The organism is Sutterella massiliensis (assembly GCF_016899755.1).
GTDB classification, from domain to species: domain Bacteria; phylum Pseudomonadota; class Gammaproteobacteria; order Burkholderiales; family Burkholderiaceae_F; genus Sutterella; species Sutterella massiliensis.
In genome coordinates, this window is record NZ_JACJJC010000012.1 from 74,491 (window position 1) to 86,114 (window position 11,624).

The 11,624-nt window shown below is 62.7% G+C and carries 8 protein-coding genes; 5 read left to right on the forward strand and 3 right to left on the reverse strand.

Annotated elements, in window-relative coordinates:
- The first annotated feature begins 161 nt into the window (after positions 1-161).
- The 4 genes from H6A60_RS08365 to H6A60_RS08380 all read left to right on the forward strand — a co-directional run bounded on the left by H6A60_RS08365 (position 162) and on the right by H6A60_RS08380 (position 6,646).
- A complete protein-coding gene (locus tag H6A60_RS08365; RefSeq protein ID WP_205103373.1) occupies positions 162-2,186 on the forward strand; it encodes an FAD-dependent oxidoreductase in 2,025 nt (674 codons plus the stop codon).
- A 22-nt stretch (positions 2,187-2,208) separates the two neighbouring features.
- The gene (locus H6A60_RS08370) at positions 2,209-4,101 is read left to right on the forward strand and encodes a [FeFe] hydrogenase, group A (RefSeq protein ID WP_205103376.1); all 1,893 of its coding nucleotides are present in this window, start codon (positions 2,209-2,211) and stop codon (positions 4,099-4,101) included.
- Between the two features lie 61 nt (positions 4,102-4,162).
- The gene (locus H6A60_RS08375) at positions 4,163-5,152 is read left to right on the forward strand and encodes a malate dehydrogenase (RefSeq protein WP_205103404.1); all 990 of its coding nucleotides are present in this window, start codon (positions 4,163-4,165) and stop codon (positions 5,150-5,152) included.
- Between the two features lie 204 nt (positions 5,153-5,356).
- The gene (locus H6A60_RS08380; protein WP_239477665.1) at positions 5,357-6,646 is read left to right on the forward strand and encodes an amidohydrolase; all 1,290 of its coding nucleotides are present in this window, start codon (positions 5,357-5,359) and stop codon (positions 6,644-6,646) included.
- Positions 6,647-6,800: 154 nt separating this feature from the next.
- Here H6A60_RS08380 and H6A60_RS08385 read toward each other — a convergent pair whose 3' ends face one another.
- Together H6A60_RS08385 and H6A60_RS08390 are read right to left on the reverse strand one after the other, a co-directional pair.
- Positions 6,801-8,459, reverse strand: coding sequence for a fumarate hydratase (locus H6A60_RS08385; protein WP_205103378.1), 1,659 nt, complete (start codon positions 8,457-8,459; stop codon positions 6,801-6,803).
- Positions 8,460-9,040: 581 nt separating this feature from the next.
- Positions 9,041-9,652, reverse strand: coding sequence for a serine O-acetyltransferase (locus tag H6A60_RS08390; RefSeq protein ID WP_205103380.1), 612 nt, complete (start codon positions 9,650-9,652; stop codon positions 9,041-9,043).
- Positions 9,653-10,200: 548 nt separating this feature from the next.
- Between H6A60_RS08390 and H6A60_RS08395 the strand changes: the two genes are divergently transcribed.
- The gene (locus tag H6A60_RS08395) at positions 10,201-10,977 is read left to right on the forward strand and encodes a basic amino acid ABC transporter substrate-binding protein (RefSeq protein WP_205103381.1); all 777 of its coding nucleotides are present in this window, start codon (positions 10,201-10,203) and stop codon (positions 10,975-10,977) included.
- Positions 10,978-11,110: 133 nt separating this feature from the next.
- Here H6A60_RS08395 and H6A60_RS08400 read toward each other — a convergent pair whose 3' ends face one another.
- The gene (locus tag H6A60_RS08400) at positions 11,111-11,359 is read right to left on the reverse strand and encodes an ATP-binding protein (protein WP_205103383.1); all 249 of its coding nucleotides are present in this window, start codon (positions 11,357-11,359) and stop codon (positions 11,111-11,113) included.
- Positions 11,360-11,624: the final 265 nt, after the last annotated feature.

An 11,624-nucleotide genomic window follows, 5' to 3' on the forward strand; every position in this document is an offset into this window, starting at 1 on the left:
CTGCCGCCGTGCCTTTGGCGAGGACGCTTTGCAAAAGGCGCCGCGCCCGGGAGGCGCGCACATTTCAGATGCAGCACGCCCGAGCGGCGCTGCGCCCGCCATCGACCGCATTCACGCGGCTTCGAACGGACGCCGCCCTCGGGGAAGGACTGAGCGAAAACATGGACGAACTCATATACGGCTTCTGGGAAGGCCGCGCGTACGACTGCCGGCGCACCCTGAACGGCTCCGCGCCCGAAGGCCTTCCGATCACGGAGCTGCTCTCCTTTAATGCCGGCAATGCCGTTGCGGGCTTCATCGGTCCGCAGGGCTTTCTCGTCTTCGACCCGCGCGTGACGCTCGCTGAGATGCTGCGCGCCTATTACGAAAAGGCCGAAGCACTCTCGTGCGGCCGCTGCACGCCCTGCCGCATGGGCACCGTGCTTATCCGCGAAGCGCTTGAACTCGCCGCGCAGGGGCGCGGCAGCGAAGTCGACTGGGATCACATCCGCGCCGTCGCGCTCAACATGGCCGAAACGAGCCTTTGCGGCATCGGCCTCACGACCCCGGCTGCGCTTTTGGGCGCACTCGAGCACTTCCCGAAGATGCTCGCCGAAGCCCCGGAAATGCCGCAAACGACGCGCGACTTCTACGCCACGGCGACTGCGCCCTGCATCGAAGCGTGCCCGGCGCACGTCAACATTCCGCGCTACATCGACTACATCCGCGACGGACATCCGGAACTCGCCGCGGGCGTGCTGCTGAAGCACTACCCGCTCGTGGGTTCATGCGGTCGCGTGTGCGTGCGCCCGTGCGAAAAAGCGTGCGTGCGCGCGCAGTGCGACGGCCCCGTCGCCATCAAGGATCTGAAGCGCTTTGCCGCCGACCACGCCGGCGCGCCGATTGAGAAACTCTTCATTGACGAAGAAGCGCCGAAGCAAACGCCCGTCTCGAAGCGCGTCGCCGTCGTGGGCGCCGGCCCCGCGGGGATCAGCTGCGCCTATCACCTTCTGAAGCGCGGCCACTTGGTCGACATCTTTGAAATGGAAGCACACGCGGGCGGCATGGCGCGCCTTGGCATTCCCGCCTACCGACTCCCGAACAATCTTCTGGAAACCGAGACCGAAACGATCGAACGCTTGGGCGGCAAGTACTACTTCAACCGCAAGCTCGGGCGCGACTTCACGATCGATTCGCTCTTTGACGAAGGCTACAAGGCCGTCTTCCTCGGCGTCGGCTGCGGGCTCGGCCAGTACCTCGGACTTCCGGGCGAAGAGACGCTCGTTCGCATGCCGAAGGGCTACGTAAAGGGCCTCGACTTCCTGCTCGACATCGAGCGCGTCGAAGACCTCTCGACGCTGCCGCGCCTCGAAGGCGGCGTCGTTGTCGTCGGCTGCGGCAACGTCGCCATGGACTGCTGCCGCTCGGCACGACGACTTGTCGCAGAAGGCAGCGAAAACAACATCACGGTAAGCTACCGCCGTACGCGCGCCTCGGCGCCTGCGGACCCCGAAGAAATCACGGCCGCAATCGATGAAGGGATCCACTTCGAATTCCTCACTGCGCCCGTCGAGATCATCGTTGAAAACGGCGAAGTCGCCGGCATCAAGCTCGTTCGCATGGCCGAAGGCGAACCCGACGCCTCGGGCCGCCGCTCGGTGCGACCGATCCCGGGGAGCGAATTCGTCGTCCCGTGCAAGCACGTCATTGCCGCGATCGGGCAGAAGCTCGACCGCTCGATTTTCGGCGAAGCCGACGGCATCACCTTCACGCGCCGCGGCACGATCGAAGTCGACGAGTCGCTGCAGACCGTGCGCGAAGGCGTCTTCGCGGGCGGGGACGCCGCCGCCGGTCCGACGAGCCTTATCTGGGGCATGGCCGACGGGCAGCGTGCCGCGACCTCCATTCACGAATACCTGATGACGAACGCCACGGGCTTTGTGGCGCGCCGCCGCATGACGGAAATGATTGCCGCGACGAATGCGCTTTCTGGCGTGAAGCCCCCGCGTGCCGTCGTTGAAATGAAGCGTGCGAAGATGCCGCACCTCGCCCCTGTGATGCGCGTCGACAACTGGCGCGAAGTCGAAACGGGCCTGCCTGAAGACGCGGCGGTTGCCGAAGCCAAGCGCTGCATGCGCTGCCTGCGGCTTTTTGCCGTCTCGACGCTGCGCCCGATTCCGGGCAAGACGGAACTTGAAGAACTCTGAAAAAGCGCGAGGCAACGAACAAATGAAGCATATTGAACTGCACCCGATCGAACGGATCGAGAGCGGCGCCGCTGCCGCCGCGCGAACCGAATCGGCTCGAATCAACGGACGCGAAGTGCGCTTCGCGCCGGGCGAAACCGTTCTCGAAGTCGCACGCCGCGCCGGCATTCCCGTACCGACGCTTTGCGAATTCGCCGCGCTCGCGCACCGACCGGGCACCTGCCGCATGTGCCTCGTCGAAATCAAGGCGCCGGGCGAAGCCGCTTATTCGCTCGCGACCGCCTGCGACACCCGGATGACGCCGGGACTTGAAGTTGAAACGCGCTCGAAGCGCGTGCGCGAAGCGCGCAAGCTCCAGGCTTCGCTCCTTTTTGCCGACCACTGCGAAACGTGCTCTGCTTGCGCGCGCCACGGGCAGTGCGAACTGCAGGACGTCGCGCGTACGGTCGGGCTCGATCTCGGGCGCTTGAGCGGCCGCTATGTCTCGCGCACGGCCGAAAAAGACAAGACCGCCGCGCTCGTTTTTACGCCCGACAAGTGCATTCGGTGCCTGCGCTGCGTTGAAGTCTGCCGCCAGGTGCACGGCATCGGCGCCATCACCTTCGAAGGCATCGGCACGGGTGCGGCCGTGGGCTTTGACGGACGTCCCTGGGCCGAATCCGACCGCTGCATTCAGTGCGGCCAGTGCACGCTCGTCTGCCCCACGGGGGCGCTTGACGTGCGCGACGAGGTCGACCGCGCGCTCGACATGCTCGCCGATCCCGAAATCGTCACGATTTTCCAGCTCGCCCCCGCAACGCGCGTCACGCTCCCCGAAGTGCTCGGACTCGCGCCCGGGGAAAACTTCGAAGGACGCATGGTCGCGGCACTGAAGGGCCTCGGCGCAGACTTCGTCATGGACACCCGCTGGTCGGCCGACGTCACGATTCTTGAAGAAGGCACGGAACTGATCGAACGGCTCGAGCGCCAGAAAGCGGCGGGCACGCTCGCGACGCACCCGGACACGATGTTCACGTCCTGTTGCCCGGGCTGGATCAATCACGCCGAAAAGTCCGCGCCCGACATTCTCGAGCACGTTTCTTCAACGCGTTCGCCGCAGGCGATTTTCTCGGCGCTCGCGAAAACGTGGCTGCCGCAGTCGCTCGGCATCGACCCCGCACGCATCCGCGTGATTTCGATCATGCCCTGCACGGCCAAGAAGGACGAGGCGCTGCGCCCGCAGCTCTTGCGTGAAGGCGAGGCGCGTCCCGACACCGATCTCGTTCTCACGGTGCGTGAACTCGCTCGCCTCTTCGAGCGCGGCGGAGTTGATGCCGCTTCGCTCGAGCCCGTGCCGTTTGACACGCCCTTCATGACGCAAGCCTCGGGCGCCGCGCAGCTCTTTGCGACAACGGGCGGCGTTATGGAAGCGGCGCTTCGTACGGTCGCGGCCCTCACGGGCGGCAAAGCACCCGCAAACCTCGTCTTCGAACCCGTGCGCGGGCTCGCGAACACCAAGGAAGCGACGCTCGAAACGGAGCGCTTCGGCGTGCTGCGCGTCGCGGTCGTCTACGGCATCCGCCATGTGGGTCCCCTGATCGACATGGTGCGAAACGGCACCTCGCCCTACCACTTCATTGAAGTGATGGCATGTCCGGGCGGCTGCATCGGCGGGGGCGGCACCGCGCAGGGCCGCTGGCGCACGAATCTGCCGGTTCGGCAGCAAACCGTCTACCGCATCGACGAAGAGCTCCCTGTTCGCAGCTCGCACGAAAATCCGGACGTCGTGCGGCTATACGAGAACTTCCTCAAGAAGCCCGGCAGCCACAAGGCGCACGAGCTGCTCCACTGCGGCTACACGGATCGCCACAAGGAAAAGACGCCGCCCACGTTCGCCAAACTCGAAGCGGAAGTGACGCTCACGACGAGCATCTGATCGAATCGAGCTTGAAGCGCACCCCATATACTTCACAACAAGTCATACAAAAGGAGTCGACATCATGAAGGAACCGGTTCGCGTTGCCGTCACGGGCCCCGCCGGCAACATCGGCTATGCCATTCTCTTTCGCATCGCTTCGGGCGCCATGTTCGGGCCCGACCAGCCGGTGCATCTCTCGCTTCTCGAGCGTCCGAATCCGCGCAGCAGCGCTGCGCTCAAAGGCGTCATGATGGAGCTTGCCGACTGCGCCTTTCCGCTGCTGAAGTCCATGCGCGCCGAGCAGGATCCGCGCGAAGCCTTCCGCGACGCAGACTACGCGCTTTTGATCGGCGCGCGTCCGCGCGGCCCCGGCATGGAGCGCGCCGACCTCCTCGAAGCCAACGCCGCCATCTTCCGCGAACAGGGCCGTGCGCTCAATGAAACGGCGAGCCGCAACGTCAAGGTGATCGTGGTGGGCAACCCCTGCAACACCAACGCCTGGATCGCCATGAAGAACGCGCCGGACCTCGCGCCCGAATGCTTCTCGGCGATGCTGCGCCTCGACCAGAACCGCGCGATGGCCATGCTCGCGGAAAAGACGCGCACGGATGTCACCGACATCCGTCACATGGCCGTCTGGGGCAACCACTCGCCCTCGATGGCGCCTGACATTTGGAACGCGACCGTTAAGGGCGAGCCTGCCGACAACTTCGTCACCGACCAGTGGATCCGCGAAGAATTCATCCCGACGGTTGGCAAGCGCGGCAGCGCCATCATCGCCGCGCGCGGCGCGAGTTCGGCCGCATCGGCCGCGTCGGCCGCCGTCGATCACATGCACGACTGGGCGCTCGGCGCCGACGACTGGGTGACGATGGGTGTTCCCTCCGACGGCAGCTACGGCGTTCCCGAAGGCATGATTTTCGGGTTCCCCTGCATCGCGAAGGGCGACGGCACTTACGAAATCGTCAAGGGCCTCACGCTCAACGAAGAGCAGCAGGCGCGCATCGCCAAAAACATCGCCGATCTTGAAGAAGAGATGGCCGCCGTCAAGGCGTTTGTGCCCGACTAAAAGCGCTCGTGCTCGAAAGCGCTCGGCGTCTGCTAAGCTCAAACGATCGACGCCGAGCGTTCCGCCGGAGCGCCCACGCGCCGCTTGGACCGAGACGAACCGCTCGGGAAAAGCGGCGCTTCTTATTGGGCGCCTCGACAATCGGGCTGAATCGGCGCGAAACGACAAGGACCACCGACATCAACGTTGAAAAGGACGCAGACCATGCTCTCGCACGAAGAATACCTGCACGAGATGATTGCCAACCGACGCGCGCTTCACAAGCGCCCCGAGGAAGGCTGGACCGAGTTTGAAACCACCTGGTTCGTCACGAAACGCCTGCGCGAACTCGGGCTCCAAGTACTCCTCGGCACGAAGGTCATCAACCCCGAAGCCGTCATGGGCCGCGACCCGAAGCTCGTTGAGGCAGCAATCGAGCGCGCGCTCGCCGCGGGCGTCCCGCAGCGCTTCATCGACGAGACCGAAGGCTACACGGGGTGCGTAGCCGTGCTCGAAACCGGACGTCCGGGTCCCGTCACTGCGATTCGCTGCGACATGGACTGCGTGCTTGTCACCGAATCCGATTCGCCCGACCATCCCCCTGCCCGCGACGGCTTCGCCTCCGAACGCCCGGGCTTCATGCACGCGTGCGGCCACGACGCACACACGGCCGTCGGGCTTGAAGTTGCGCGCTGGGCGCTCGAACACAAGGACGAACTGACGGGCACCGTGAAGTTCCTCTTCCAGCCTGCGGAAGAAGGCGTGCGCGGCGGTGCCGCCATGACCGCTTCGGGTGTTGTGGACGACGTCGACTGGCTCTTGGGCGCACACGTCGGCACGCACTGCCGCTTGGGCGAAGTGGGCCTCTGCCACGGGGGCTTTCTCGCCTCGACGAAGCTTGACCTCCACTTCCGCGGTCGTCCCTCGCACGCGGGTTCTGACCCTGAGAAGGGCAGAAGCGCCCTCATGGCTGCGTGCGCAGCCGCCATGATGATGCAGGGCATTCCGCGCAGCGGCGAAGGCATGACGCGCGTGGCGATCGGTCGCCTCAATGCGGGCGAAGGGCGCAACGTCACGCCCGTGCATGCGGACATGCAGCTCGAAGTGCGCGGCGAAACGCCCGCCGTGAACGAATACATGGTGAAATCGGTTGAACGCATCGTCGAAGGCGTTCAGGCGTGCTACGAAGTCGAAGCCAAGCTCGAACGTGCGGGTGAAGCGACGACCCTTCCCGTCTGCGAAGACCTCATCGACATCGTGCGCGAAGTCGCCCAAAAGGTCCCGGGCGTCAAGCGCGTACTCGACGTCTCGAAGCCCTCGGGGAGCGAAGACTGCACGATGCTCATGCACCGCGTGATCGAAAAGGGCGGGCGCGCGGCCTACGTGCTTTACGGCGCCAACCAGAACGGCCACCACCGCGCCGACTTCGACATCCAGGACGAAGAGAGCCTGCCCGTCGGCTTCGGTCTATTCTGCGGCTTTATCGAGCGCATGAACGGCGTCAAGGCCGGCTAAGCCGGGCAGTACGGGCGCCGAGAACCGGCGCCCTGCTTGGCGGAGTCAGCCCGCAAAAAAAAAGAACCTCGCGACCGACGTCCGAGGTTCTTTTCATTTTGGCCTTCTGCGACGGCCGCGCTTGGCGCGCAGCCGCGTCGCGTAAGGTTGCCGATTACTTGCCGCAGCAGGGCTTCACGGCGATCTTGCAAGGCTTGAGCTGCTTGAAGAAGTCGTTGCCCTTGTCATCGACGAGGATGAAGGCCGGGAAGTCGACCACTTCGATCTTGTAGACCGCTTCCATGCCGAGTTCGGGGAACTCGATGCATTCGATGCTCTTGATGCTGTCGCTCGAGAGCACGGCAGCCACGCCGCCGATCGTGCCGAGATAGAAGCCGCCGTGCTTCTGGCAGGCGTCCGTCACAACCTGGGTGCGGTTGCCCTTGGCGATCATCACCATCGAGCCGCCGTGCGACTGGAAGAGATCGACATACGGGTCCATGCGGTTGGCGGTCGTCGGGCCCATCGAGCCGCAAGCATAGCCTTCGGGGGTCTTGGCGGGACCGGCGTAGAGAACCGGATGGTTCTTGATGTAGTCGGGGAGCTCTTCGCCGCGGTCAAGGCGTTCCTTGAGCTTGGCGTGCGCGATGTCGCGAGCGACGATGATCGTGCCCGTGAGCGAGACGCGCGTCGAAACCGGGTACTTCGTCAGATCGGCGAGCACGTCCTTCATCGGACGGTTGAGGTCGATCTTCACGCCGCCCGATTCACCGGCGCGACGATATTCTTCGGGAATGAGGCTCGCGGGATTGTCGTCGAGCTTTTCGATCCAGAGACCGTCCTTGTCGATCTTGCACTTGACGTTGCGGTCCGCCGAGCAGGAAACACCCATGCCGACCGGGCAGCTCGCGCCGTGGCGCGGCAGGCGGATGACGCGGACGTCGTGGGCCATGTACTTGCCGCCGAACTGAGCGCCAAGACCGATCTTCCAGGCTTCTTCGAGGAGCTGCTGTTCGAGCTCAACGTCGCGGAAGGCGCGGCCCGTCTCGTCGCCCGTCGTGGGCAGGTCGTCGTAGTAGTGGCAGGAGGCGAGCTTCACCGTGAGCATCGTGCGTTCGGCAGACGTGCCGCCGATCACGAAGGCGATGTGGTACGGCGGGCAGGCAGCCGTGCCGAGGCTCTTCATCTTGTCAACGAGGAACGGAACGAGCTTGCCCGGGTTAAGGAGCGCCTTCGTTTCCTGGTAGAGGTACGACTTGTTGGCCGAACCGCCGCCCTTGACGACGCAAAGGAACTTGTATTCCATGCCTTCCGTCGCTTCGATGTCGATCTGAGCCGGCAGGTTGCACTTCGTGTTGATTTCTTCGTAAAGCGAGAGCGGCGCGTTCTGCGAGTAGCGCAGCGCTTCCTTCGTGTAGGTGTTGTAGACGCCCTTGGAGATCGCTTCTTCGTCGCAGAAGCCCGTCCAAACTTGCTGGCCCTTTTCACCGTGAACGATGGCCGTACCCGTGTCCTGGCAGAAGGGCAGCACACCCTTGGCAGCCGTTTCGGCGTTGCGCAGGAACGTGAGGGCGACGTACTTGTCGTTGTCGCTCGCTTCCGGATCCGAAAGGATCTTGGCGACCTGTTCGTTGTGCGCACGGCGCAGCATGAAGTTCACGTCCGTGAAGGCACGGTTGATGAGCTTCGTGAGGCCTTCGGCCTCAACCTTGAGAATGGGATGACCTTCAAATTCGGAAACCGAGACATGTTCCTTCGTGAGGAGGTAGTACTCGGTGTCATCCTTGCCGTGCTGGAACATCGGCGCGTACTTGAACTCGGGAGTCTGAGCCATGTTGCTATGCCTTTCATGTCGGCCGCCCCCGCCTCGAAGCGCTCAAAACGGACGCTGTCTTCGGGATGCGGCATGCGGTTGGTCTCTTAAAGGGTCGTTCGGCAGTGCCGCGCCGCACCTTCGACCTTTGCCGAGAGCGCGGACGGGTCGCCCTATCGATTCGACCCGAGCCCGAGAACGGGCTCGATATCGAACGGCCAAATTATCTACCTCCTTCGAGAGGCGCGCAATGGCCATTTCTAGAACGAAAGTTCATTCGTTGATTTCATACGACATTTCGAGACGCCCTTACAGGCGGTGAAAAATCGCCTCATAAATCAACGTAAACAAATAGTTAGCCGTTCACCTCGGTAAGCGGCTCCGCTACACACCCTAGGTGAAAATACCTTACCTACTTAGGAATAACTTCGCTGTTGTAACAACGCTGCACTGAAGTCGAAACGCGTGCGGCACCGAGCCTTCGAGCCAAACCGCAACAAAAAGGCCCGACCGGTTTCGGACGAGCCTTCTCAAGTCATGAAGTCGCTGCGAGCAGCGGCGATTCCGGCAGGACGGGAGCAACGGCCTCGCGCCGACGCCGGTTATGCCGGACGGCCCGGACGAGCGCTCACCTGCTCTTCAAAAGCCGCAACCCCTTTTTCCGCTTCAAGCGCGAGCCGTTCGAGCTCGGCCATATTGGGCGCCTCGGGCGCTTCCGGATCGGGTTCGGGCACGACGGGCGCAGCGGGCGGCGGATAATCGCCCGTGACGACCGTGTTGGTCGGGACATGCGTGCCTGCGGCAACGCGCAGCGCCCCCGTGATACGGGCGCCCGCGCCGACAGTGACGCCCGCCTCGAGAACGGGCGCACCCGCTTCGCCCGGACGACCTTCGATCACGACAAACGAACCGATCTCGCAGTCGTCGGCAATTTCAACGCCCGCACCGATCACGGCGCCGAGTCCCGCACGCATGAAAACGCGCCGGCCGATCTTGGCTTCGGGATCGATTTCAATGCCCGTCAGCATGCGACCGACGGTCGAACAGAACCCGCCCAAACCGGGCCAGCCCTGCAGGCGGCACCAGCGCGCCGCACGATGCAGCATCTGCGCCTGATAGCAGGGCGAGCCGAGCACGACCGCGGCCGGGCTCTGGCAGGCGGGGTCCTTCATCATGACCGTACGGATCAATTCTTGGCTGTGGCTCGGCGTCATTTGCTTTCAGGCGCTCCTACTTGTTTTGTTTGAATCGTTTTCGCGCGCCCGCAGCAAAGCGAACGCAGCAACGCAGTTTGAGCATTTTATCTGCACGCGCCTCACCCGTGGTCGCTCGCGCCGCTCGGGACATGCGCTGCCGCATTGGGAATATGTGTGCGGCGCGGCAAACCGCTATCTCGCCGCCCAAACCTCGTCAAGTACGCCGCCCGTTAACGCGCACGACCGTTTCGTTCGGCATCTGTCGAAAAACGCCGCCCGATACCGTCGAAAGCGACCGTTTCGTTCACTTTTATCGACAAATTGGAGGTCGGCCCTAGAACGTTGCCGCCATGCGCAAAAGTGCGCCGATTATTCCTCGCGACGCCTGTATTCAAGAGGCTTCACGCCCCTATATTTTTCTCGTGCACGGCGCGGCTAAGCGGGTTCCCCTCGCAATAACAAGCGCCCGGCATCGAACTACGGGCGGCGACCCGAAAGTGCTTTTGAGCGCGCGTGAGCGCCCGATCGACAGTCAATCACGCATTTGCGAACCGGAGAAACACATCATGCAAATCGCAGCCTTCTGCCGCAAGAGTGCGGCCCTCATTGCCCTCTTGGGTGTCGCCGGCGGCGCGCTCGCAGCGGATACGTGGCGCGTCGCCACCGAAGGAACATTCCCGCCCTTTGAGTTCTATGACAGCAACACGGGCGAACTCCAAGGGTTTGAGGTCGACCTCGTCAAAGAAATGGCAAAGGTGATGGGCAAGGACCTCAAACTCGAATCGATGAGCTTTGACGCCATCATCCCGGCACTCATTTCCGGCACCGTCGACGCGGGCGCCGCGGGCTTCTCGATCACGCCCGAACGCGCCAAGCGCTTGAGGTTCACCGTGCCCTTCTACCGCTCGGGCCTGACGATCGTCGTGCCCAAAGCCAACAAAGCGGGCATCCAGGATTTCGACGACTTGAAGGGGAAGCACATTTCCGTGCAGATCGGCTCCACTTCAATGGCCTACGCCAAAAAGATCGAAGGCGCCAAAGTCACAACGTTTGCGAGTGCTGGCGACGCTATTCTCAACATGCTTGCGGGCAACGCCGACGCCGTTATCAACGACAAGCCCGTCACCGACTACATCCGCTCGCGCAACAGCTCGATTGCCGAAAACACGATTCATCTCGAGCCGATCGCCACGGCCGACCAGTTCGCCATGGTGACGACGAAAGCCAACGCGAAGCTCTCCGATGAAATGAGCGCCGCGTTGAAGACCCTCAAAGCAAACGGCAAGTTCGAGGAACTCCATCAGAAGTGGTTCGGGCGCTCGGCTGACCCTGACCTGCCTTGATCCGCTCCCGCAGTTTTCTTTCGCGGCCATGCTTGACCGTCATTGCAGCGGCCCGATAAAGGACGTTGACGCCGTCGATTGTTTCGACTGAGTCAGCGTCCTTTTCCAACCCGGCGGCACCTCAACGTCACGATCACCAAAGCAAAGAGTCGGACTTGAGAAGAAAATCAAAAATACTCATGTAGTAGATGCCGTCCTGATCGTAAGTCGCTTTGATCGGGTGCCCGACAATAATGAGCTTTTTGAACGCATCGCGTATCGCCAATAGCGATGCCTTCTCTTGACGAAGCTTCTCCTCATCAGGCAACCGAAAAGCGGACTGGCTGTAGATTCGCCGGCTGCCTTGGTTGGCGACAAAGTCAACCTCGAGTTGTTTGCCCAAACGCTTGCCGTCCTGAACGCTTCTCTGATTGACGCAACCGTACTGAATGAATTGTCTATATATACCCAAATATGCCTAAATATCTGAGCATATAAAGCCAACTCGTTCTTCCCCGATCTTCGGATCGCATTTAGAAGAAGATTTCTCTCCGACCAGAGCTGCATCCATCACCGCACTCCGTTCTTGAGGTCCGCGGGATTGCTTCCCGCGGGTTTGGGAACGGCACTGACCACCTCTATCCCCTTGCAGGGAAACGGGGCTGACG